A 22371-nucleotide genomic window follows, 5' to 3' on the forward strand; every position below is an offset into this window, starting at 1 on the left:
AATGCCCATTTTTTTTCGCCGCACCTGTTTGCAGCTTATGGTTCTTTTGTCTGTTGTTAGCTGGCCGTTTGGCACTTGGGCATCGGAATGGGTCGTCCGCGTGGATGAGCGCAGCGGCCTGCCTATGGTGGAGCGCGGTGGCAGCCCTGCGATGGCTTCCATATTTACCTTCTGGGGGAGCAACTGGGAATGGACGGGGTTCCCGACCCAGTTCAAGGTGAACAGCCCCTACAACTACTCGCTGGTTGGTCAGAACAAAGACCTGGATTTCGACCTGGCGGCACAGGCTCAGAAAGCAGATGAGAAGACGCTGAGCTGGACCTTTGCTCTGGATGCACACAGCGTTAAGACCAACGTGATGGGCGGAGGCATCGTCTTCACGTTCGATCCTGCGCTGTTCGCTGGCGAAATGGGCCAGCCAACGTTGCTACCCGGCAACAGCGGCTGGTCCTGGGGCACCGCACAGGGGCGACGCATCGAAATGCGTTTTGAGCCGGCGCTGGCGAGTGTGTATTTCGAGCCGGGTGATAAATCCGAAGTCCGTGCTTTTTTCTACAAAGACACGATCAAACCCGGTCGCCAAAACTTCAAGGCCACGTTAAGCGTATCTGGCGACGTGGTACTCGGCCCTACCTCGACCGAGCGTTTCGGAACGGCGGACCCGAAGAGCTGGCCGAGCGACAAGCTCGACTTCAGAACCTCCCCGGTCGATTTGTCCTTTCTCAACGCCAACGAAAAACCCGCCGGCAAGCGTGGTTTCGTCAAAGCATCCGGTGAGCAACTGCTGTTTGCGGACAACACCCCGGCACGTTTCTGGGGCACCAACGTAACGTCCTATGCACTGTTTCGCACACCTGACGCTGATATCAAGCAGCAGGCCAAACGTTTGTCGGCGCTCGGTTTCAATCTGGTACGACTGCACCACCATGACTCGCCGTGGGTCAGCCCGAACATCTTTGGCGATGCCGACAACCTGCGTGACACTCAGCGTCTAAGCGCCGAGTCGCTGAAAAAAATCGACTGGTGGATCAAGTGCCTGAAAGATGAAGGCATCTATGTGTGGCTCGATATGCACGTCGAACGAACCCTGACGAAGAGCGACAACATTTATGGCTTCGACGAGATGCCAAAAAACCAGCAAGGCAACGCTGACCTGAAGGGCTACGCCTATGTAAACCTCACTATTCAACAGGCGATGAAACGCTTTACCGAAGCCTATCTGACCCATGTAAACCCTTATACCGGCCTCGCCTACAAAGACGATCCAGCCGTGGCCGCCGTTCTGATCACTAACGAAAACGACATCACCCATCACTTCGGCAACATCCTTTTGCCAGACAAGGATGTGCCAAAGCACAACAAGCTTTACATGGCCGAAGCCGAATCCTTCGCCAGACAGCACAACCTGTCCTCGGGACAAACCTGGCGTTCCTGGGAGCATGGACCCTCCAAGTTGTTCCTTAACGACCTGGAGCGACGCTTCAACGCAGACATGATCGAGCACATGCGCAAGCTGGGCGTGAAGGTACCTATCGCGACAACCAGCAGTTGGGGCCGCGAAGGAATGAGTTCGCTGCCGGCCCTGACCGCTGGCGATGTCATTGACGTCCATAGCTACGGTGGCGCGGGGCAGCTGGAAAAAAACCCGCTCACCAGCGACGGCTTGATCAACTGGATAGCCGCCGGGCAGGTCACGGGCAAGCCGCTGACCGTCACCGAGTGGAACAACGAGCCCTTCCCGACCTCCGATCGCCACTCGCTGCCCCTGTATATGGCCGGCACCGCCAGTCATCAGGGCTGGGATACATTGATTCAATATGCGTACAGCCAGGAGCCGTTGTCCGGCGACTGGATGACGGCTGGCAACTGGCACGCCTATAACGACCCGGCATTGCTGGCCACCCTGCCCGCCGCCGCGCTGCTTTATCGCCGGGGCGATGTTCGCGAAGCCAACACGACGTATATCTTTGCACCGACGCCAGCCACCCTGTTCGATCAATCCATCACACCGGCCAATTCTGCGCTGCTGCGCACGGCCATGGAAAAAGGCAGGCTGGAAATCGCCATGCCCCAGACGCCGGAATTACCGTGGTTGCAGCCGGGCGTTATCCCGGGCGATGCAAAAGTGTTTCATGACCCCAACCAGTCGCTGCTGGACGCCAATGCCAGCGAGTCCACGACAGACACGGGCGAGCTGAAACGCAACTGGAAACAAGGCATCTACACCGTCGACACGCCACGCACGCAGGCCGCAACCGGCTGGATCGGCGGCGAGTCGATCAGCCTTGGCAACATCCAGGTTCAAGTGAAAACCGCGAATGCCAGCGTGGTGGTGCAAAGCCTGGACGACGCACCGGTTGGCAAATCCCAGGATTTGTTGATTTCGTTGGGCACTCGCGCCATCCCCGGCGATGATGACAGGCCACCTTTCCATGTCGAGCCTCTGGAAGGCACCCTGACCCTCCAGGCACCGCCAGGCTTGACGCTGTTCACCCATGGCACACTGGCGCAAATGAAGAAGGTGCCTGCCACCTATCTTGATGGACGCTATACCATCAAGTTCGACGGCCGGCAGTCGGCCAATTGGTTGTTCTTGAAGAAAAGCGCGCCGGTCACCCAATAGCCATCCCGATCCGCGCTTAAACGGCAACAGCTCACAGGAGAAGATATCAGGATGAAATTTTTGGTTGTTGGCGGCGCGGGCTACATCGGCTCACACATGGTCAAGCACTTGCTGCGCGCAGATCACGACGTGGTGGTGGCAGACAACTTTTCCACGGGCCACCGCAGTGCATTGATGGGCGCAAAGTTGGTCGAGATGGACATCGCCGACGGGCAAGGGCTGGACGCTTTGTTTGCACAGCACCGCTTTGATGCGGTGTTCCACTTCGCGTCATTCATCCAGGTTGGCGAATCCGTTACCGAGCCTGCCAAGTATTACCAAAACAACCTGGCCGCGACACTGACGCTGCTGCAAGCGATGGTTCGTGCGCAGATAAAGCATTTCATCTTTTCCTCGACCGCTGCTGTTTATGGCGACCCGGAATACATCCCTATCGACGAGCAGCACCCCAAGGCCGCGATCAACCCCTACGGTCGCAGCAAGTGGATGGTTGAGCAGATGCTTGAGGATTTCGACCGCGCCTACGGGTTGAAATCGGTGTGCCTGCGCTACTTCAATGCTGCCGGAGCAGATCCAGAAGGCCAGCTGGGCGAACGCCATGAACCGGAAACCCACCTGCTGCCACTGATTCTGCAAGCGGCTTCCGGAAGACGCGCCAGCGTCACCGTTTTCGGCCGTGACTACGACACGCCTGACGGCACGTGCATTCGAGATTACGTCCACGTGGCCGATCTCGTCGCTGCTCACGCGCTTGCCGTGGACTATCTATTGGCAGGCGGCACAAGCACGGCTTTCAACCTCGGCAACGGCCAAGGTTTCTCGGTGCAGCAAGTGATTGACACCGCGCGAGGCGTGACTGGCAGGGAGATATCCGTCAGCGAAGCGCCACGCCGCGCCGGCGATCCACCACGCCTGGTCGCCGACCCACGAAGAGCCAGCGATCTACTGGGTTGGCAACCGCAATTTTCGTCACTGGAACAGATCGTGGCGCACGCCTGGAGCTGGGAACAGAAGTATCCGTGGCACTGAGTACCGGGTATTGAACATCGGCGCTAGCGAGTAGCGCCGACTATCAAGAGTACGAGCGCTTTTCAGGCTCGGCTTTGTTCAGCACGGTTCCGATCAGATTGGCAGATCCCAAGTGATGCAGACTGTCCTCGATCTCTCGCTTGCTGTTCATGCCATTACCAACCACCAGCAGGACGCAGTCGAACTTCGGCAAGACCGTCAGCACATCGTCTGAGCTGAGCAATGGCGGCAAGTCGAAAATCACGATGCGCGAGTCGTAGCGTTCACGCAGATCCGAAATCAAATGGCTCACCGCGGGCGATGACAGCACCTCGGTAGAGAGAGGAATCGGCTCACGCGTCGGCAGCACGACAAAGCGCGGCAACGTCGGATTGACCAGCACTTCCTGGAGTTCAGCTTCATCGGCCAGGTATTCGTTGAGCGATTTATCCATCGGCAGGTCCAGGTAGGCACCTACCTTCGGACGACGCAAATCGAAATCCACCAGCAACGCTGTCTTGGTCGTGTGATGCGCGATGCTCATTGCCAGGTTGATCGCTAACACCGTCTTGCCCGCATCCGGCGTCGGCGAAGTGATAGCCAGCGTGCGCCAGCCATTCTCTTCCATGACTTTAAGAACCTGTGTACGCAGCAAATCGAACGCCCAACCCATGTTCGAATTTTTGTTGAACGACACAATGCGATGCCGCTCCAGGTGCTCTGCCCGCAAAGGCACAACCTTGGTTTGCACATAGCTGAGTGCATTCAGCGTCGCAGCTTGCTCTGCCGGCGTAGGCTGATGCGTGGTGACGAGCGCTGACGAAGCGTGCTGGTCGGCGTTATCACTTGCTGGTTTGATAATTTTCACGGTCAAACTCCTTATGCAAACCGTGCCAGAGCTTTAAACAGCAGAAGATCCAATGGCATGTAGAAGAAGTGCAGGAGCACCAGAAGGGTCACGACTATCGCGACACCACAGAGGATCATAAGCTTTCGCCACTTCTTGCGAAGTGCCATTTCCGCCTTGGTTGGAATGTAGGGAATAGCGACCAATACGCGCCGGCCCACCACACTCGACAGCGCCTCGACACCACGCACACGCTGATTCAGCATTTCCAGCAGCATCACCAGTGCACCCGCGCCGACCGGGGCGAGAACAAAGCCCAGGGCAACCACTTTCTTGCGGTTCGGCCTTACAGGCTTTTCGGGCATCAGTGGCGCCTCCAGCAAAACAAAACGTTCCGCTTTGTTTTCCTGTTCCAGGCTTTCGGAAATTTTCGCACTCATTTCCTTGGTGCGAATTTCCTCATACTTTTTACGGGCGTTGTCATGGTCACGCATCAGCGTAACCAGGCCGCGCTCGACTTGTGGCGTCTCAACAATTTGTGCCTCGTAGTCGCTGATCTTGCCGAGGAGTTCCTTCTTTTGATCGGCCAGCGACTTGATGCGTGTTTCTGCGGCGGCGATCCGGGCCTGAGCCTTGGCGACGTCGAGACTGACCGCAGGGGCTGCACTGGATGAACCGGTTCCCTTGGCCTCGAGCGCAGCGATTTTGCGTTTGACGGCACGCACATCGGGGTGAGCGTCGGTATACACCGTCAGCAATCTGGCGTACTCCGCCTTGAGGCTGCCCAGGTCCTGTGGCTTGTCCGTTGCCGCGGTGACCCCGGGTTTGGTCGCGACCCCGGCAACTGCTGCGGACAGTTCCAGCTCATTGAAGCGCAATTCCTCACGGGCAGCCTTGACGTCACGGTCGACTTCCTTGAGCTCGGATTCAGCGCGCGTCAGCATGTTCATGCGCAATTCCTGATGCTCAGGCAGCGCGTTGCTGTGAGCCTGCTTGAAGTCTGCCAATTGGTTTTCCAGGGCTTGCAGTTCAATCCTGAGCTTGTCCGCTTCCTGAGTCAGGAACTCTGTCGTTTCACTGGCACGCTCGGTGCGCTGCTTGATGTTTTCATCCAGAAACAGGGTTACCAGCTCTTTGGCAACCTCGTTCGCAACCTCAGGCTCCCGGTGCTCAAACGCAAGACGGAACGCAATAGTCACCTCTCCGCGGCCTTTGACGTCAGCACTGACCAAGGAGACTGAAATCGCATTGCGCATCTCGTCAATCTTCTCGGACAGGGTCAGCTGCCGGCTTTGCTTCGAAAAAAGATTGTATTTGTTGATGATTCCTTCCAGATGCTCACGGGTCATTACGCGCTGGCGAATGACCTCGATGCGCTCATCGGCGAAGGAATTGTTATTGGCGGCAACCAGATCCGGTGAAATCTGCTGAGACTCCACCAAAATGGTACCGGATGACTGATAGATAGGCGGGATAGAGATCGCCACCGCCACAGACACACCGAGAATTACCGCGCAACTGACGATTAACAGCAGGGCGTGGTGCTTGATTACAGCGATGTAGTCGTTGAGCGACATTTCGTATTCAGAGGTCATATTTCTCACGCAGCTGAATTTCAGAAGTCAGGATGACTATAGGTCAACGTCATCCCGATGATGTTGGCGTTGGCATCTTGCAAGCCATCTTGCTGGCGTTCTTTGTACGTAAAGGATAGGCGCGCTACCCAAAAAGGCGAGAGTTCCCGACTGGCCCAGACACCGTACTGGCGCAGGGTATTCGGTATTTGCCCCTTACTGTCCTGCCATGAAGCATCGAAACCGGTGCGACTGAGTTCGTCGATGGAATAACTCCAGACACCTCTTACGTCATCCACTTCGTTGAAGCCACCATCACCGCTGGCGACAGTGCCACGACTGGCGTCGAAGCTCGTCTCGACACGCTCACCGGTATATTGCAGCGTAACGCCGCCTTGACCCGTAGGACCGTCGCCCGTGCCAGACACTTTATTGACACCGGCATACAGCGACCCCTTGAACCGCTCGGAGAACTGGTAGTTCACCCCGACGGTGGGGGTATAGCTGTCGGAGGACTCCACCACCGCGTCCGACTCCGGCTCATAGTGCCTCACGCCAAATCGCGTGAACAACTCGGTACGCTCGCTCCACGCATAGCTCCAGGTGAAGCGCGTCGCCAGTTCGTCGTAGCTGGTCAGCGTGTCGATATCGTAATTGACGCTTGCGTATTCGGTGTCGTTAGCCAGGGTGCTTCGCTCAGTGAGCGCAGTCTTCCAGTTACCGGCCAGCGAATAGAGTTTTTGCGTGCCATCGGGGGCAACGACACCGGTATCCAGAACCGTGGTGGAGAGCGTAGAGGTCTCGACGTATTTCGCTGCGAGCCCAAAGGCACCCTTTTCGGTTTCGCGCTGCCAACCCAACAGCACTCTGGGGTCTTCACGATCCAGAACAATATCAGGATCGGACGAGCGCTCCACATTGACGCCGAGGCCAAACCGAAACTCGTCCACGCCGGAAGTACCCAGGAGAGTGACATCGGGGGCGATGATGGTTCGAGTCACAGCTTTCTGATTGCCCGGATTGAGCAATGGGTTGGTGTCGTGCTCGACAGTCATGGGCAGCGCGACGGCTGATTGCCAGGTGGCCGCGTAGGCCACACCCGAATGCGGCAAAGTCAGGATCGCAGTGGCGATCCCGACTCTATGCAGCAATGGCAAGTGGATTACGTTGCGCAAGATCAAGGTACGACCAACGTATCGCCGGCTTTGAGTACGTAGTTGGTGGACATGTCGTCCCCAGAAATCAAGTCGTTGTAGCGAACCCGCAATACCTCTTGTTTCGCCCCATTACGACGCACGACCTTGATACCTTTTGTGTCCGCAAATTTGTCCAGTCCACCCGCCATACTCACGACTTGAAGTACGTCAGTTTGACCTGACAATTGCACACTACCAGGCTTGAGTACCTTGCCCTGCACATAGACGCGATTGCCTTCAGTGCCAGTGACTACAACGCTGACATTCGGATCCGGAATGAATTTTTCAAGCTTGGAAGCGACTTTCTTTTCGACAGCACTTGCATCTAGTCCTGCGACATCAACTTTACCTGCCAGAGGGAAGGTGATGGTGCCGTCGGGAAGTACGCGCACGTCCTGTTTCAGCTTGTCTTCACCCCAAACTGAAACAGAAAGGGCATCACCCGGGTTAAGCCGGTAAGCCGGGTCTGATTCATCGGCATTGGAAATACTGGGCAGAACAGCCAGCGCGCAGAGCGCAGGTAACAAGAAACGCTTCATTGGGATCCCTCCGCTTAAATAGCCTTACTACGAGTTTCACACAAAAACCGGGCCATTTCACTCTCTCCCAATTCACGTCAAAGATCGATCGAACGCCAATCGTCTCCGGCTTATCTGGCGACTGCGCTTAGTCACCTGACACCGCGCTACCCGAACAAAAATTCAGATAACGAAATAATGTTATTCAACAGAAACTTGCAATCAACAAACTAATGACGGATTCAAAACGTCAAATTACTCACACCAAACACTTAGACTTCCATTCAACTAACCGATCGCCCCGATTACACTTTCCGCCGATTGGCAACGACGATAAATCCAAACAGTGCAGAAGAAAATAACCAGGCTGCCGCGGGAAGCGGTACCGCATTCGATGGACTGGCAAACGAATCAGCGGTGGCAGTTGGATCGATAGCTTGCACATCTTTCAACTGTTCGCTGGAAGCCGCCGCCATTAAACCGTCACACGCAGAAGAATTGACGGCATTGCCTTTCCCCGATTCCGAGCGATAGATGACGCTGCTGAACTGCGCAAGTTGAGCGCTGTTGCTGACCAACGAAGGCACCCCCAGGCTGCTTTCAAAAGTAGAAAGCTCGCCAGTTGCCGGCCCCTCCAGATCCAGGCCGGTTTCGGTCACCAGATCTGCACAGGCGATGTTCATATTATTAAATTCATTGGTGAAACTGGTCGCTTGCGCACTAAAGACCGCTGCACCATTGAGAAGCGTCGAAAACAATACGAATTTAATAAAAAGTGTCGGACGCATTTCATCGCCTCCCTGCATACAGGGTAATTATTTCGGGGAATGGAGGAATATCTATCGGGTTAAATTCAGCGTATAAGCACATAGCCATTACGTCAATAGCTCGTCACCATAATTGATAAAAATAAAAAAACCGACCAGATGACGTCAAAATATCGGCACAGCACGCTGATCTTGGATCCGCTCTTCCCAACAGTGAAACAGCATCAGGATTGAGCGTTATCCCATTAGAAGGCATGGGTTTATTGTGATCTCAATGGGTTTTCTGCCCTCCACAACGAGCTGGTTTATAGCGCGTATTTGATGAGTGAAATTTGACTGACGGTTTTCCAGCGCCTAAATCTATTTGCCAATCAAAAGCGATTTCATTCATAAAAATGACGCTTGCCCTGTTTGCCGTTGAAAAGCCGCGCTCTGCTAAGGTTTTCCTATCTGTTTCACTGCCAAGGGGTGCTATCTATGACCACGTCTACGCCAATCGGTAACGCCTCCCCTGAACCGCAATCCATCTGTAACGCCATCACCAGCAGCGCCATTTTTATCGTTGCAACTTTGATGCCCGGAAGTGAGCCTGCCAGAAAAGCGCGGGCGTGGTGTGCTGACGTCGCCGCTCTCACGCGGACCCATGACGTGAATCGCCCTCTCCATCGTGACGCAGCAACCTAGCGAAGCCTTGCCTGCGTACCACAGCGCGGCAAAGGCGTTGTAGGCGTTTGGTCTCGCCGTGGCAGTGGCTTACTTTGCCTATATCGTTTTTTTAACTGAATGGCGATCGGCATCAGCCCCGACTCTCTTGCAGCAGATGGTCGACCACTTGCTGGATCCGTCGGTGCGGGTCCGTTTCTGAAGGCCTTGTCTGCTCATAACACGCTCGCTGACGGCTGGCACTGTTGCCAGCCAACAGCAGCGCCTGAGCCTGATCAAAAACCCAGGCCGCGCCCATCCGCTCTGCGGTGCTCGCGAATCTCGACCGAGCCTGTGCCAGCCATTGACCAGCGTCGATCACTTCGCCTTGACCATCGGTCATAAAACGTCCCGCCAGGCCGTAGCGTTTGGCCTGCCAATGGTTTTCCTTGAGCAACCAGCGGGCTGTCGTGTCATTGCTGGCGCCGGGGTTGGCGCTTGAAATGGCGAATGCCACCATCACCCTGAACAAGGTCGCCAGCAGTACCGCGTCGCCCACGCGCGGGCAGGCGTCAGTGATGCGCAGTTCCAGAGTCGGGTAACGCGTTGCAGGACGAATACCCCACCAACCATTGCCGCCACTTTCAATCGCCCCCATGCGCCGTAGCAGCGCCAGATACTGCTGATACTCGCACTCATCCTTAAAGTATTCGGGGACTCCCATCCGCGGCCAGCCATCGCAGACAACCTGTCGATAACTCATGAACCCGCTGTCGGCGCCCTGCCAGTAAGGAGAGGAACAACTGAGCAGGAGTAACAGCGGCAACCAGGGCACCACTTCATTCATGACCGCGACACGATCGATGCCTTCAGGAATCTCGACGTGCACATGCAGCCCACAGAGAACACTGCGCTGCGCCACCGATTGATACTCTTGAAATAGCTGATCAAAGTGCGGCCCCCGTGTCGCACGTTGATCACGCCAGCGAGCCAGCGGATGCGTACCCGCGCAGAGCAGGCCCAATCCGTGCCGCGCCAGCGCTTGGTTCAACCGCGAACGCACGTCGCGAAGAAAGTCCGACGCCTGCTCTGCCGTCACGAATATCGGTGACGCCACTTCGACTTGTCCCTTGAACATTTCATAGGCGAACCCCGGCCCGACCGCCTCGTGACACTCCTCCAACAGATCAACGCTCGGTTCAGCGATCATCTGCCGGGTTGTCAGGTCCGTGAGGAAATACTCTTCCTCAATGCCGAATCGGGGAGTCGATTCCATCGCGACACTCCTGTCATGGCCTGCGGGTCACGGTAAGTGCCACGACCGCTATGCGTTCCGCCTGTTCGTAACCGGGCTTGAGCAGTTCCTCGCCAAACACATCGGGATCGAGCTCACGGTAAGTCCAGGTAAAGGCATCGCTGGCCAGCATGGGCCGGACGGATTCGAGAAACGGGTCGTCGCCGGCCACCATCGCAACGCCCGTGTACAACACCAGACTTCCGTTCTGTTGCAAACGCGGTAACGCTTCACGAACGATTCGCAGCGACAAGGCTTCACCCAGCGCCCCTCCTCCATCGCGATAGGCACGGTGCTGGCTGTCATTCATATAAGGAGGGTTGGCTATGATCAGGTCGAACAGGCCGTCGACGCTGCCCAGCAAATCGCTGTGGTAAACGTTAAGATTGTTGACCCCGGCCAGCTCGGCATTGACCGCCGTCAATCGCAGGGCTCGCGGGTTGATATCCACTGCCAGCACTTGCGCGTCATGTCGGGCGCGGGCGACGATCAGCGCCCCGACGCCAGCACCGCAGCCAATGTCCAGCACTCGCCGCAACGGCTCGAAGTGCTGCTGCAAATGAGCTTCGATCAGTAATGCAAAGCGGTAGCTGTCAGGCCCGAAAAATACCGAGTCGGTTTGCGTGGTCGGATACGCCGAGTGCGCGAACAACAAACCATCGAGGCTCGACCAGCGCACCGTGCTGCGCCACAGCGAGCCATGCCTCTCGACGATACCCGCCTGCTCCAGCGTTGCAAGCTCCTCCCGTGGGAAAAGCGTGTGGTCGAACGGCAGCGACCAACCGAAGACATCGCGCAGATCCTTGGCCAAGGACCCAGCAGCGCGCTTATAGATTCTCTCGTGCGTCAAAGGCGTCGGAGTGACGAAACGATAATCCTCGGCAATCAAACGCTTGCCCAATTCCAGCAAGGCACGATCGGCGAACTGTTGTTCTGACATTGGGCGCTCCTCACTCAAATGGCTTGTCCATCCACAGATGAGTAAAGCGCTCGCGGAAAATTCCATTTAGATGTGAAAGCCATGAGGACGACTCTTGCAACGCATCGCTGGAACTCGACCGAGTGCGCGGCGTCACTCACTATAGAAAGCGGTGGAAGCGACGTTGATGGATTATTTGAACTGGCTGCAATGGCCCGCCATGCTCGTGACCGTTCTGGCCGCCTGGCTAATCGGTTCGTGCCGCCCGCAAAGTCGGGTGAGTGGCTTCATTTGTTTTATCGTCAGCAATATTCTGTGGGTGCTGTGGGGCTTTCACAGTCAGGCGTACGCGCTGATCGTTTTGCAATTCTGTCTGTTTGCGATGAACCTGCGCGGGTTTCGCAAGAATGCTGACTTAAGAAAATCTTGAGACAAATGCAAACTTGTGGCGAGGGAGCTTGCTCCCGCTGGACTGCGAGGCAGGTCTCTGTTTTTGGGGGTCGCTTCGCAACCCAGCAGGAGCAAGCTCCCTCGCCACAGCCACTCGTCCGCTGCGTCGCACCTTCGTCTTCCTTGACTCTTCCAATGTCGTACATCCACTCGCTAGGAAGACTCAAATGATCAACAAAAAAATTGTAGCGCTGGCGTTCGCTGGCCTTCTGTCCACCGGTTCGCTTTACGCTTTGGCCGCAGAGAAAACCACGGAAGGATCCGCCCTTCCACCGGGTACTGCGCAACCTCAAGGCAATGAATCGAACAGCGTCGGCACCGGAACTGATGGCGGTACTTCGACCAAAGGGATTGATGGTAAAACCGGCTCCATGTCGAACGGGGCCGACGCAGGCACCACAGACAATGGTCCTTCCCCCGCAGGCGGCTCGAAAGGGGGCGGTGAAGGTAAAGGCGGCGGCTCCGGCAGCTGAAAGAAAATCACCGCACAATCGTAAATCTGTGGCGAGGGAGCTTGCTCCCGCTGGACTGCGAAGCAGGCCCCTTCTTTTTTGGGGGTCGCTTCGCGGACCTGCGGGAGCAAGCTCCCTCGCCACAAGTACGGCGTGCGTTCAGTGATAATCCGCCCCCGCCACTGCACGCAGGTAAGCCTGATCCGCCTCCACACGCAGGTCCCTCCACTCCTGCCAATCCACGATACCTAGACGATCCATCTCATCGGCCAATCGAAGCAGCTCATCGTGATAGGCATCCGGACAGTCCATGCGCAGCGAACAGTTCTCGAGTGCGCAATGCCACGAATCCAGGGCACGTAGTCTGCGTTCTTGAGCGGCTGTCAGCAGGTTCTTGAAAGCGTTCATGGCGGCATGAATCCGTGAGTATTTCTGAGTGGATCAGGCGATTCGGGCTCAGGTTCATGAGGGCCGACCAGAGGCACGAATTCGCAATGGACCGTCGCTAACCCAGTGCTGTATCGAGAAACATCATCACCCCAAAACCCAGCATCAGTCCCAGCGTTGCCGGCGTTTCGTGGCCATTGCGATGGGTCTCGGGGATGACTTCATGGGACACCACAAAAATCATCGCACCAGCAGCAAGTCCCAGGGCGACCGGATAACCCAAAGCGAAGCTGGTGGAAATGCCGAGGCCGACAACAGCCCCTAAGGGCTCCATCAATCCGGACCCTACGGCAATCAACGCAGCGCGCAGGACGGAGATACCCGTTACCCGCAGCGCCAGTGCAACAGCGAGTCCTTCGGGAATGTCCTGAATGGCAATCGCGGTTGTCAACGGCAGGCCGACCTTCATATCACCGGTTGCAAAGCTGACGCCGATCGCCATGCCTTCGGGCAAGTTGTGCAGGGTGATCGCCAGGACGAACAACCAGATTCGATTGATCCGCTGAGCCTCCACACCCTTACGCCCAATGCGTTGATGTTCATGGGGAACAAAGCGATCGAGCCCGACCATCAGCGCCACGCCCAGCCCCAACCCCAGCACGACAACGCCGGCGGCCAACAGCTTGTTGCTGCAAATTGCCTGTGCCGCCGCGATGCCGGGCAGGATCAGAGAAAACGAACTGGCGGCGAGCATCATGCCGGCTGCGAACCCCAGCATGACGTCCTGGGTACGTGCCGAGATGTCGCGCAAGACCAGCGCGACAACGGCGCCGGCCGCCGTCGCTGCGAAGCCCGACAGGCCGCCCAGTAACGCATAGCTCAGGTTGACCCTGTTGGCTCCGGTAAATGCGCTGTAGCCACTGACCAGCAAAAGCACCGTGACGCCCACGAGGGTTGACCAGAAAAACACACTGAGCCAGAAGCTGCTTTTTCGAAGGTCGAACCCGGCATGCCAGAGTGCCCTCACGGGCGAAGATTGTTCGGGCATGACAACACCTGCATAGAAAACCGCACGCCGGGTGGCGTGCGGTGAACCTCATCAGGCCGCATCTTTTCCTTGTGCGCCCGCCCCCAAGTCCGCTCCTGTGACTGGATCGCTTTCGGTGTCCGAAGCGGTGCGGACCATCATGTTCAGCAGCAACGTTTCTTCCTCCGCACTTAGTTGCACGGTCGCCGTGCCGTCACCGCCATCGACGGCCGGCATGGGGTTTTCCACGTAGTCCCAATCCTCACCCTCGTTCCATGGCCCGCGTGTACTGCCTTCACCCTGGGACAAGTTGAAGTAGACGTTGGTGAACTCCGGCATGCCGGGGAGTTTGCCTTGGGGAAAGTTCGGCTGGATCGCGTGCAAGGCTTTCTCGAACGACAGCTGATGCGCGATCTCCCGGGTCATGAGAAATCCCAGGGCCTCTTTGACGCCGGGATCATCGGTGACATTCATCAGTCGTTCGTAAACGATTTTTGCCCGCGCCTCTGCCGCGATATTGGATCGAAAGTCGGCGGTCGGCTCGCCGATGGTATCGACGTAAGCGGCAGACCACGGCACGCCAGCCGAGTTGGTCAGTGGCGCACCGGCGCCGTACAACAGACTGGTGATGTGTGAATCGTTGCCGGCGCCGTTGATTGCGCGGTACAGCTCACCCTCCTCTTCCACGCCTTCTGCCATTCGGCCCTTGGCGCCTTTGTTCAGCATCACGATGATTGAGCCGACGATCTCGAGGTGACTGAGCTCCTCGGTCGCGATGTCCATCAGCAGGTCTTTTCTTCCCGGATCATCCTCTGCCAACGCTTGAGTGAAGTACCTGGACGCGGCGGCCAGTTCACCTTGAGCCCCACCAAACTGCTCAAGTAAAAGGTTAGCCAGACCCGGATTGGGTTGGGCAACACGCACGGTGTATTGAAGTCGTTTGTTATGCAGGAACATGACGATTCTCCTCAGGCCTTACAGGCGCCGATACTCATCCGGTGATTCACAGAATGCGGCACCCACAGTCATCTGAAGGTGATGCCCCTGGAATAATTTTATAAAGATTGGGGGCTCGCGACAGGCGGTGTTTAGCGGTGTAAATCGGGGTGTTTTGCCACCAGCCGTCGGTCGGTTTTCAAAGCAATAAAACTTTGTACGCTGGCCGATCTCTGTAGGAGCCGGCTTGCTGGCGATGATCGATAACGATGATGCGTATGAACGGGCGATATGCGGCGCGTTTGAGATTGATCGCCAGCAAGCCGGCTCCTACAGGAGATCCAAAAAAAGGGAGGCCGCTTAACGGCCTCCCGATTTACCCGGCACTTTTTTACGTTGTGCCCAACCCTCGCGACAGGTCAGCTGGAGCAGAGGCTGTTGTAGGTTGCGCAGTACTCTGGCCCTCTTCGACATCCGTATGATCGGTAGTCCGGGTCACCGTATCGCGCACCGTTTCAAAGCCTTCCCGCGCTTGCTGTTTGACCTTGTCGGTGAGACTCGCGCTGGTCTTGCCCATGTAGCGTTGTTCAGCCGCAGTGGAAGGCAATGCGGCTCCGAGCATGGCACCGAGGGCGATACCAGCGGCAGCCACCATCAGCGGTTGGTCCTTGAGCAACTGGCTGAATTGCGTACTCATCACCTGCGTGCTGCGCATCAACCGGTCACCAGCGTCGTGCACGGTGTGGCTGATGGAGTCCGTTGCTGCACTGAAGCTGTCACCGACCGACGCCGCTTTATCCTTGACCGAGTGAAAACCTTCTTTCAGGGAATCGGCCGTTTGGTGCACGCGTTCGCGCGCACTGTCGATGCCCTCCGCCATGCCATCGGTCCACTCGCCAAGCGTGCTCTGATCCGGTCCCACGCGATAGCCTGGACGCGGCACTGGCGGACGGTTCTGGCTCATGATCAACCACAGCAATCCAACCGACGTCAGCACCGCCGGAACCGGATTGTTGCGCACGCTGGTGCCTAGGTTGCCGAGGAATGCCGTGCCATTGCTCTGCATCATTCCCAGCGCTTGATCAAACATTTGACCCGGTGTGAATTTACTTTCCAGCGCGTCGACAATGTTGCCGATGCTGGCCCGCTGCGCATCGATTTCCCGTTCGATGGCTTCGGGGCTTTTTTGCGACTCGAGGTCGAATTCACCGTTCATGAGACTTTCCTCCGCAGCGCTTCCTGGTCTTTGTTCAAGGCGTCCAGCGTGCGATCAGGCTTGAAGTGGGATGGCTCGAATTGCTTTTTCCCCGACTGCAGCATGGCGAATCCAATAATCATCACCACCACGCCGACAATCAGCGCTGCCAGCCACGGCACCATCACCATGCTGAGGGCATAGACGGCGGACATCAGCAAGATGATGAACCCTGCCAGCAGCACAATGGCACCACCCGCAACACCGGCAATCCCGGCTTTAAGCGTCGTGAGGCTTTCCTGCAATTCGGCCTTGGCCAGCGCCAGTTCCTTGGTGAACAGCGCGGGTACTTCACGGGACAATTGCCGCAGCAAGCCAACCACGGAAGCGTCTTGTTCAGGCACGGCCATTGGCCTTGAGCCCGGCAGATCCGGATTTTCTCTGTTCATCTCAGTTCTCCATTGGCGATAGTCGAACCCGGTGTAGCAGCGGTTGCGAAGTCCGAAGGATGGTCATGTTCATTTGGCGAAGCCGGCGTGATGCCAGTGGCCAAGCCGGGGCTCGAATCACTACGTGACGGGACGGAGCTTTCATAGGGGCGTTGCGCACCGAAACCGCCGGCGGGAGGCATAGAGGTTCCGGCTGCCGGGTCTCGCTCAGCGCTGAATGCCGACGCGGAGGACGTGCCGGCCTTGAGAAAACGCGACAAGCCAAAGCCCAGCGCAATGCTGCCGGCGATGAACAGAGCCGGGTTGTTGCGGGCCAGGTCGGCGCCGTCGTGCAGCAGCTGTTCGGCGCTTTTTCCGCGCAGGTTGCCGGCCAGGCTGCTCATGGATTCGGCGATGTCGGAGAGATAGTCAGACATGCCCAGCGTGTCGCTGCTTTCCAGTTCGGACACGACTGATTTTGCTCCCTTGGCCAATGCCTCTATCTGGTCTGCCGCGGTGTCGCGGTATTGCCCGAACTGCGCATCGGCCTGTTGCCTCGCACCGCCGAGCGCCTCGGTGACGTCCTCCTTTAAATGTTGAAAGTCTGGTTCAGGTTTTTCTGCCCCCTGCTGCTCGGGCCGGTTTTCAGCGCTGGTATCTGAAGTATTCATGACGCCCCTCGATTTCTGGATGAAAAGGGAAAAGGGCTCGCCACGAAATGCCGCAGCCTCCCTTAAAACAGATGACGGAGCGCGGTTAACGGGAGTTCCAATGGAATGATGATCGACTGGAAAAGTCGCGGCAGCGGATGTGATCTGGCGTTTAGGTCGTCACTTCGATTGAACGTTGTGCCCGCATCGCCATCAGCGTGAGGGCGTTGCCCAATGCTGCGCCGCTGGCGGTGTTGTCGAAAATGCACCAGGTTGTCTGACCGGCGGCTACGGCTTCTTGAAGTTCAATCGCCAGCGTTTCCAGGTAGTGCAATTCATAGCGGCTGAAGTAAATGCGTGGCGAGCCATGCAGCCGCCAATACTTCACACCCGACCATCCTCGCGGACTGGAGTCCGTGCTGATGCGCGATGGATCGACCGCTGCCTGGGCGATGCGATAGTTAACCAGCATCGCCTCAGCCTCGGTCCAGGATTCATGTCGGGGTTCCAACACGACATCCCCGAAAAAACGCTCTCTCAGAGCATTGAAAAATGCCTCGGCAACTGAGTCATCAAACGCCAGTGACGGCGCAAGCTGCACCAGCAAGCAGCCGAGGCGATCCTCCAAGCCTGAGCATTGAGACAGAAATTCATCCAGCGCCAGCTCACAGTTTTGCAGGCGCTGCTCATGGGTCATCAACTTCGGCACTTTGACGCTGAAGCGAAACCCGTCCGGCACCGAAGCCGCCCATCGTTCGTAGGTTTGCCGACGGTGCGGACGATAGAACGAGCTATTGATTTCGACGCCACTCAATCGCGAGGCATAGCGTTGCAAGTGCGTACCTTCTGCCGCAAAGGCAGGCGCATGCTCGCGACTTAAATTCCAGCCGGCACACCCGATGACAATCGGCAGACTGTTCAACGCCTGATCGCCTCTACACCGTGGTCACCCCTCGATCGGCAAACACCGGGATGTCTTCCACGGGTTCCGCCAGCGGCTCGACAGGCGCACCCGGCACCAGAATCACCTTGCGGCAATCTTGCAGGCGCTTGTCGAAGATCTCGTAGGCTTCGGACGCCTGCTCCAGGGACATACGGTGAGTGATGATCGCCTCCGGGTTCAAATGACCGAGTTCGATGTGCTCCAGCAGTTCAGGCAGAAAACGTTGCACGTGGGTCTGACCCATCTTGAACGTCAGCCCCTTGTCGAAGGCATCGCCGAACAGGAAACCATGGATGAAGCCCGCATACACGCCGGGTACGCTCACCACCCCGCCTCTTCGTACCGCAGCGATGCACTGACGCAACGCCTTGCCGCTGCTGCCTTCGAGCTTCAAGGTGGCGAGCACCGTTTCCGTGGTACTGCCCTTGGCCTCGAACCCCACGGCATCGATCACCGCGTCCACGCCGCGCATGCCCGCAGTCTGGCGAATGATCGTGTCAGCCGGATCATCGTCGTCATCGAAGTTGATTGGGGTGACACCATAGGTTTTCTGCGCGTAAGCCAGGCGATAAGCGTGGTGATCGACCATGAAAATCTGTTCCGCGCCCAACATTCTGGCGCACGCAGCGCTCAACAAACCCACGGGACCTGCACCATAAATCGCGACGCTGGAACCCTTGCCGATTTCGGCGTTGATCACCGCTTGCCAGGCCGTGGGCAAGATATCGGACAGGAACAACACCTTCTCATCCGCCAGAGTGCCCGGCACTTTGAACGGCCCGGTGTTGGCTTTCGGTACGCGTACCAGTTCGGCCTGGCCGCCGGGAATGCCGCCATACAGACGGCTATAGCCAAACAATGCGGCGCCGGGGGGGATGGATTTTTTGTTGAGATTGGCGCCGCGCCCGTCATTGGTGGTTTCGCACGCGGCGTACAGTTGCTGTTGGCAAAAGAAGCAATCGCCGCAGGCAATCACGAACGGAATGACCACGCGATCGCCGCGCTGCACTTTCGTCACCGCGCGACCAGTGTCTTCGACAATCCCCATGAATTCATGGCCGAAGATATCTCCGTGCTCCACGGTGGGAATCTTGCCGCGGTACAGGTGCAGGTCTGATCCGCAAATCGCGGTAGCAGTGACGCGCAGGATGATGTCGTCAGGCTGCTCGATGATCGGATCGGGTACGGTTTCGACTTTTACCTTGTGGGCGCCGTGGTAGGTCATTGCTCGCATGAACGTCACTCCTCAGCCTGATCGGACGGACTCCGTATGAATTAAGGGTGTGGGCGCAGAACAGCGGTTCCTTTTTTCATTGCGGGTAGCCGATCAATGGTTGGAAGGCCTGGTTTCTTCGGTCGAGGATAAATACTTGCAACCAATTTCCAGGCAATCGGGTCGACATCGGAAAGCCATGCTATCGGTGCCTTGCACCTTGGAGATTTGCAGATGATTGGAGTCATTGTCCCGGTGCACAACGAAGAACAGCATTTGGAACACTGCATCGAGTCACTGCTGGCGGCTTCTTTTCATCAAGGCCTGGACAATGAAGAAGTAAAGATCCTCATTGTTCTGGATGACTGCATTGACACCTCGCTGGACATCGCACGCACGTACGACGTGATGACCATCACTTGCACCCACCGCAACGTCGGCAAAGCCCGGGCGCACGGTGCCGAGCACCTGCTGGCGAAAGACGCTCGGTGGCTGGCGTTCACCGATGCCGACACAGTGGTGCCCGATTCCTGGCTGGCCGAGCAGATCAGGTTCAATGTCGATGCGGTCTGCGGGTTGGTCGACGTCAACGATTGGTCCGAACATCCAAACGGGGTGCGCGAGCGATATCACGCCCATTACCACGCCGTGGATGGCCACCGGCATATCCATGGGGCGAACCTGGGCGTCTCTTCGGCGGCCTATCGCAAGGCTGGTGGATTCCAGGCTTTGCCCGCCCATGAAGACGTGCAACTGGTCGCCGATCTGGAACGCAGCGGCGCGAGCATCTTGTGGACGGCGACCAACCGGGTTACCACCAGCGCTCGCAAGAACTGCCGGTGTCGGGAAGGCTTCGGCGATTACCTGAAGTCGTTGGCTTAGTCGTTAGTCGCTGGTCTCGGCCAGATCAATCGAGGCGGAATGGCGGCACCAGTATTCCAGGAGAAAATCCGTCTCTTCATGGCGGATCCGACGATGCAGACCCAGACCTTGCGCGAGCGCTCGATGGGCTTCCCTGCCGTCCTGCGAGCATCCATCGACCTCAATCGGATGCAGCCAATGACAGGCCAACACGCCACCTTCCTGGCTCAGGCTGCGCAATGTGTTCTCGATGACTTGCGCCCATTCGCCCGGGTCGAGAAAGTACCCCACCTCGCTCAACACAATCAGATCGAACTCACCGTTCGGCCAGTCTCGGGGCATGCGAGCTTGCTCAACGCGAACATGGTGGTGCTGACTCAAACGGCTTCGCGCCAGCTCCACGGCTTTCTCGTTGAGGTCCTGACACAGCAATGAATCACAACGCTCGGCCAGCCGTGCGCTGAGCTCACCATTGGCGCAGCCCGGTTCGAAAACCCGCTGGTAGCGCTGGCGCGGCAGGCTGGCCAGCGTCAGTTCACGTTTGCGCTTTTCATACCAGCGCGTACGGAAAGACCAAGGGTCGTCACTGGCACTGAACAGTTGCTCGAAGTAGTCAGGAGAAAGGCTCACAGGAACACCAGTTCAAAGGGCTGCAGCAGTCGTTCGATGGTTTCCTCGTCCAGCACGGCGGGGTTTTGGCCATCCGGATTGGTCTGGGAAACATGGGCTGCGATGGCTCGACGCTTGCGCGCCAACAGTAGCGGGTCCAGCAAGAATTTGTGCGCGCGAGCCCAGGGAATTCTCGGGTCCTGCGGTCGCGCCCAATGCCAGGCCCACACCGGCACTTCGATCAGGCAAGCGCCGGTTTTCGATGCCGCCAGAGCCGTCGCCCGACCGGTCGCTTCGTGGTCGCAATGGCCGTCCAATTGCCAGGTCGTGATCACACGATCGCCTGGGCGAAGCACTGTCGTCAGGCAATCAATCAACTGCCTCTCCAGCCCCGCTACGTCGCTGTCGGGGAATCCCAATCGCTGCCAGTTCAGTGCATCGATATCCAGACCCAACTGTTCGAGCGCTCGAGTACTTTCCAGCGGACGCTGTTGTCGCAACCGTGACGCTGGCCATGTCAGCGAGCCTTGATGACTGGCTTCGCCATCCGTGACCGCGATCATCAGGACATCGGCTTCACGGCCCTTCATCCCCGCCAACAGCCCGGCGCAACCGAGAATTTCATCGTCAGGATGCGGGGCGACCACCACCAGACGATGTCCCTGCGGAACCAGTTGTTGGTGGGTGATGGTTGGCACTTGCGCCAGCGCGGGACTGGACTGCCATTCGGTTAGGGTTGTCCCCGGACCACGAATCAGGTTTTCCGCCGGGGGCGATTGGATCTTCACAGCGTCCACCCCGTAACCGGTTGTGCCGAGATAAGTTTCCCGAGCTCCGCGAGATCTTTCTCGGCATGGCTCTGACGCATGAAAACTGGCAGATCGGCCGCAAGCCTGGCGAAGTGGCTGTTGCGGCAGAACGGTGTAGCCCCCAACGCCCGCCCGACATGCTCAAGCACCAGGGTGGCGGCCGCTTCGATTTGCGCTCGCAATCGGCGCACCGGAATCTCCGCTGATTGACGAGGATGGGCGTCGATCCAGTGCGCTGTTTCTCGCAGGGCTGACGCGGCTGCACACAGCGCTGCATCGACTGCGCCGAGGTGCGCCTCGGCGTGCACATCGTGATGCGGCTTGCTGCAATGTTCACGAAGATAGCCGGCCAGCGCACACGCCGCGCCATACCAACAGGCGGCAATCCCGCCGCCGCCCTGCCAGAAACCGGGTCGGTGCAGATACGCCCCTGGTGCGCCGACGCAACGGGCAAGCGCTCCTTCAAATTCCACGTCAACGCTGGCCGTGCTGCTCATGCCAACGGCCTGCCAGCCATCATCGAACAGCCTGATGGTGGGTTGCTTCAACGCCACCGCCACCAGTTGTGGTCGTCGCTGTTCGTCCCATGCGGTTAATAGCGCCCAATCCAGCAGAGGCGCCCCGGAACACCAGGCTTTGCGGCCGTGCAGGTAAACCTGTTCGCCCTGGCGGTCGACAATGTTGACCTTGGCAAAGGGCGGTTCAGCGGCCCAAGTGCCCCAACTGCCAAGGGCTGAAGGATCGAAATACTCAAGCTCCGCCATAATCGCCAGCGCATCGGTGTGGCCTTCGAATAACTTGGTCAACGCCAGATCACTGCCGGCGACCGCGGCCAATGTGCGCCATCGCTCCAGCGTCCGACCTTGCCCGGGCAACGGCAAATCCGCAAATCCGCCGCTGATGAGTTCCTGCATCAGCGGCTGCAACGCCACTTCCGCTGTGCGCACCGCAGGTCGGGAAGCGAATCGCTGCAACAGGTGTTCGAAGGTTGCCGAGCTGCTCATGTCGCCGTTCTCCCCAGGG

General features: G+C 57.7%; 23 protein-coding genes and 1 pseudogene. 6 read left to right on the plus strand and 18 right to left on the minus strand.

All coding sequences use genetic code 11. From position 1 onward, the window contains the following. Nucleotide 1 precedes the first annotated feature (1 nt). Nucleotides 2-2623 carry a cellulase family glycosylhydrolase gene (locus NL64_RS22640; protein ID WP_034150280.1) on the plus strand — a complete coding sequence of 874 codons (2622 nt, stop codon included), beginning with the start codon at nt 2-4 and terminating at the stop codon, nt 2621-2623. 51 nt (nt 2624-2674) lie between these two features. Further along, a complete protein-coding gene (galE, locus tag NL64_RS22645; protein WP_034150281.1) occupies nt 2675-3652 on the plus strand; it encodes a UDP-glucose 4-epimerase GalE in 978 nt (325 codons plus the stop codon). 43 nt (nt 3653-3695) lie between these two features. Here galE and NL64_RS22650 read toward each other — a convergent pair whose 3' ends face one another. The 5 genes from NL64_RS22650 to NL64_RS22670 form a co-directional block, all read right to left on the minus strand. Beyond that, nucleotides 3696-4499 carry a CpsD/CapB family tyrosine-protein kinase gene (locus tag NL64_RS22650; protein WP_034150282.1) on the minus strand — a complete coding sequence of 268 codons (804 nt, stop codon included), beginning with the start codon at nt 4497-4499 and terminating at the stop codon, nt 3696-3698. A gap of 11 nt (nt 4500-4510) precedes the next feature. Further along, nucleotides 4511-6073, minus strand: a complete 1563-nt coding sequence (locus tag NL64_RS22655) for a GumC family protein (RefSeq protein ID WP_034150283.1) — start codon at nt 6071-6073, stop codon at nt 4511-4513. A gap of 20 nt (nt 6074-6093) precedes the next feature. Further along, nucleotides 6094-7209 carry a hypothetical protein gene (locus NL64_RS22660; RefSeq protein WP_034150371.1) on the minus strand — a complete coding sequence of 372 codons (1116 nt, stop codon included), beginning with the start codon at nt 7207-7209 and terminating at the stop codon, nt 6094-6096. Between the two features lie 20 nt (nt 7210-7229). Continuing rightward, nucleotides 7230-7787 (minus strand): polysaccharide biosynthesis/export family protein, encoded by a 558-nt coding sequence (locus tag NL64_RS22665; protein ID WP_034150284.1) that lies wholly within the window; start codon nt 7785-7787, stop codon nt 7230-7232. Nucleotides 7788-8071: 284 nt separating this feature from the next. Next, complete coding sequence (locus NL64_RS22670; RefSeq protein WP_034150285.1) at nt 8072-8554, minus strand: VPLPA-CTERM sorting domain-containing protein; 483 nt, start codon at nt 8552-8554, stop codon at nt 8072-8074. A 456-nt stretch (nt 8555-9010) separates the two neighbouring features. Between NL64_RS22670 and NL64_RS30690 the strand changes: the two are divergent. Further along, nucleotides 9011-9175 (plus strand): annotated as a pseudogene (locus NL64_RS30690) (Dyp-type peroxidase); the annotation flags it as partial. A gap of 154 nt (nt 9176-9329) precedes the next feature. Here the strand turns inward: NL64_RS30690 and NL64_RS22675 are convergent. Further along, nucleotides 9330-10451 (minus strand): carboxylate-amine ligase, encoded by a 1122-nt coding sequence (locus NL64_RS22675; protein WP_034150286.1) that lies wholly within the window; start codon nt 10449-10451, stop codon nt 9330-9332. 13 nt (nt 10452-10464) lie between these two features. Beyond that, nucleotides 10465-11409, minus strand: a complete 945-nt coding sequence (locus NL64_RS22680) for a methyltransferase (protein WP_034150287.1) — start codon at nt 11407-11409, stop codon at nt 10465-10467. 166 nt (nt 11410-11575) lie between these two features. Here NL64_RS22680 and NL64_RS22685 point away from each other — a divergent pair, with 166 nt between their 5' ends. Then, nucleotides 11576-11818 carry a hypothetical protein gene (locus tag NL64_RS22685; protein WP_034150288.1) on the plus strand — a complete coding sequence of 81 codons (243 nt, stop codon included), beginning with the start codon at nt 11576-11578 and terminating at the stop codon, nt 11816-11818. A 187-nt stretch (nt 11819-12005) separates the two neighbouring features. After that, nucleotides 12006-12311 carry a hypothetical protein gene (locus tag NL64_RS22690; RefSeq protein ID WP_034150289.1) on the plus strand — a complete coding sequence of 102 codons (306 nt, stop codon included), beginning with the start codon at nt 12006-12008 and terminating at the stop codon, nt 12309-12311. A 138-nt stretch (nt 12312-12449) separates the two neighbouring features. Here the strand turns inward: NL64_RS22690 and NL64_RS22695 are convergent, their stop codons facing one another. The 8 genes from NL64_RS22695 to NL64_RS22730 form a co-directional block, all read right to left on the minus strand. After that, a complete protein-coding gene (locus NL64_RS22695) occupies nt 12450-12698 on the minus strand; it encodes a hypothetical protein (RefSeq protein WP_034150290.1) in 249 nt (82 codons plus the stop codon). Nucleotides 12699-12795: 97 nt separating this feature from the next. After that, nucleotides 12796-13725, minus strand: coding sequence for a ZIP family metal transporter (locus NL64_RS22700; protein WP_034150291.1), 930 nt, complete (start codon nt 13723-13725; stop codon nt 12796-12798). Nucleotides 13726-13776: 51 nt separating this feature from the next. After that, nucleotides 13777-14661: a manganese catalase family protein gene (locus NL64_RS22705; protein WP_034150292.1), complete on the minus strand. Its 885-nt coding sequence runs from the start codon at nt 14659-14661 to the stop codon at nt 13777-13779. Between the two features lie 370 nt (nt 14662-15031). Continuing rightward, on the minus strand, nt 15032-15856 hold the full coding sequence (locus NL64_RS22710; protein WP_034150293.1) for a DUF3618 domain-containing protein: 825 nt from the start codon (nt 15854-15856) through the stop codon (nt 15032-15034). Then, nucleotides 15853-16284, minus strand: a complete 432-nt coding sequence (locus tag NL64_RS22715) for a phage holin family protein (protein WP_052321285.1) — start codon at nt 16282-16284, stop codon at nt 15853-15855. The genes NL64_RS22710 and NL64_RS22715 overlap by 4 nt, the downstream gene beginning before the upstream one ends. Beyond that, entirely contained in the window at nt 16281-16934 is a 654-nt protein-coding gene (locus tag NL64_RS22720; protein WP_034150294.1) for a hypothetical protein, read from the minus strand. Before NL64_RS22720 ends, NL64_RS22715 begins: the two co-directional genes overlap by 4 nt. Before the next feature lie 151 nt (nt 16935-17085). Beyond that, nucleotides 17086-17826 carry a DUF72 domain-containing protein gene (locus NL64_RS22725; RefSeq protein WP_411741408.1) on the minus strand — a complete coding sequence of 247 codons (741 nt, stop codon included), beginning with the start codon at nt 17824-17826 and terminating at the stop codon, nt 17086-17088. Nucleotides 17827-17848: 22 nt separating this feature from the next. Beyond that, on the minus strand, nt 17849-19090 hold the full coding sequence (locus NL64_RS22730; RefSeq protein WP_034150295.1) for a zinc-dependent alcohol dehydrogenase: 1242 nt from the start codon (nt 19088-19090) through the stop codon (nt 17849-17851). A gap of 213 nt (nt 19091-19303) precedes the next feature. Here NL64_RS22730 and NL64_RS22735 point away from each other — a divergent pair, with 213 nt between their 5' ends. Further along, nucleotides 19304-19951, plus strand: a complete 648-nt coding sequence (locus tag NL64_RS22735; RefSeq protein ID WP_034150296.1) for a glycosyltransferase — start codon at nt 19304-19306, stop codon at nt 19949-19951. Nucleotides 19952-19954: 3 nt separating this feature from the next. On the opposite strand, the gene NL64_RS22740 is transcribed toward NL64_RS22735, so the two are convergent. The 3 genes from NL64_RS22740 to NL64_RS22750 are packed head-to-tail and all read right to left on the minus strand — an operon-like array spanning nt 19955 to nt 22352. After that, on the minus strand, nt 19955-20560 hold the full coding sequence (locus tag NL64_RS22740; protein WP_034150297.1) for a class I SAM-dependent DNA methyltransferase: 606 nt from the start codon (nt 20558-20560) through the stop codon (nt 19955-19957). Next, complete coding sequence (locus NL64_RS22745; RefSeq protein WP_034150374.1) at nt 20557-21327, minus strand: PIG-L deacetylase family protein; 771 nt, start codon at nt 21325-21327, stop codon at nt 20557-20559. The genes NL64_RS22740 and NL64_RS22745 overlap by 4 nt, the downstream gene beginning before the upstream one ends. Then, a complete protein-coding gene (locus tag NL64_RS22750; RefSeq protein ID WP_034150298.1) occupies nt 21324-22352 on the minus strand; it encodes an acyl-CoA dehydrogenase in 1029 nt (342 codons plus the stop codon). The genes NL64_RS22745 and NL64_RS22750 overlap by 4 nt, the downstream gene beginning before the upstream one ends. Nucleotides 22353-22371: the final 19 nt, after the last annotated feature.

This window comes from Pseudomonas fluorescens (assembly GCF_000802965.1).
GTDB lineage: Bacteria > Pseudomonadota > Gammaproteobacteria > Pseudomonadales > Pseudomonadaceae > Aquipseudomonas > Aquipseudomonas fluorescens_A.

Excerpts from the sequence above, each read along its gene's own strand:
- NL64_RS22715 (WP_052321285.1), bottom strand. The coding sequence starts at position 16,284 with ATGAACAGAGAAAATCCGGATCTGCCGGGCTCAAGGCCAATGGCCGTG.
- NL64_RS22655 (WP_034150283.1), bottom strand. The coding sequence starts at position 6,073 with ATGACCTCTGAATACGAAATGTCGCTCAACGACTACATCGCTGTAATC.
- NL64_RS22680 (WP_034150287.1), bottom strand. The coding sequence starts at position 11,409 with ATGTCAGAACAACAGTTCGCCGATCGTGCCTTGCTGGAATTGGGCAAG.
- NL64_RS22690 (WP_034150289.1), top strand. The coding sequence starts at position 12,006 with ATGATCAACAAAAAAATTGTAGCGCTGGCGTTCGCTGGCCTTCTGTCC.
- NL64_RS22665 (WP_034150284.1), bottom strand. The coding sequence starts at position 7,787 with ATGAAGCGTTTCTTGTTACCTGCGCTCTGCGCGCTGGCTGTTCTGCCC.
- galE (WP_034150281.1), top strand. The coding sequence starts at position 2,675 with ATGAAATTTTTGGTTGTTGGCGGCGCGGGCTACATCGGCTCACACATG.
- NL64_RS22675 (WP_034150286.1), bottom strand. The coding sequence starts at position 10,451 with ATGGAATCGACTCCCCGATTCGGCATTGAGGAAGAGTATTTCCTCACG.
- NL64_RS22720 (WP_034150294.1), bottom strand. The coding sequence starts at position 16,934 with ATGAATACTTCAGATACCAGCGCTGAAAACCGGCCCGAGCAGCAGGGG.
- NL64_RS22730 (WP_034150295.1), bottom strand. The coding sequence starts at position 19,090 with ATGCGAGCAATGACCTACCACGGCGCCCACAAGGTAAAAGTCGAAACC.
- NL64_RS22750 (WP_034150298.1), bottom strand. The coding sequence starts at position 22,352 with ATGAGCAGCTCGGCAACCTTCGAACACCTGTTGCAGCGATTCGCTTCC.
- NL64_RS22640 (WP_034150280.1), top strand. The coding sequence starts at position 2 with ATGCCCATTTTTTTTCGCCGCACCTGTTTGCAGCTTATGGTTCTTTTG.
- NL64_RS22735 (WP_034150296.1), top strand. The coding sequence starts at position 19,304 with ATGATTGGAGTCATTGTCCCGGTGCACAACGAAGAACAGCATTTGGAA.
- NL64_RS22710 (WP_034150293.1), bottom strand. The coding sequence starts at position 15,856 with ATGAACGGTGAATTCGACCTCGAGTCGCAAAAAAGCCCCGAAGCCATC.
- NL64_RS22695 (WP_034150290.1), bottom strand. The coding sequence starts at position 12,698 with ATGAACGCTTTCAAGAACCTGCTGACAGCCGCTCAAGAACGCAGACTA.
- NL64_RS22670 (WP_034150285.1), bottom strand. The coding sequence starts at position 8,554 with ATGCGTCCGACACTTTTTATTAAATTCGTATTGTTTTCGACGCTTCTC.
- NL64_RS22700 (WP_034150291.1), bottom strand. The coding sequence starts at position 13,725 with ATGCCCGAACAATCTTCGCCCGTGAGGGCACTCTGGCATGCCGGGTTC.
- NL64_RS22685 (WP_034150288.1), top strand. The coding sequence starts at position 11,576 with ATGGATTATTTGAACTGGCTGCAATGGCCCGCCATGCTCGTGACCGTT.
- NL64_RS22705 (WP_034150292.1), bottom strand. The coding sequence starts at position 14,661 with ATGTTCCTGCATAACAAACGACTTCAATACACCGTGCGTGTTGCCCAA.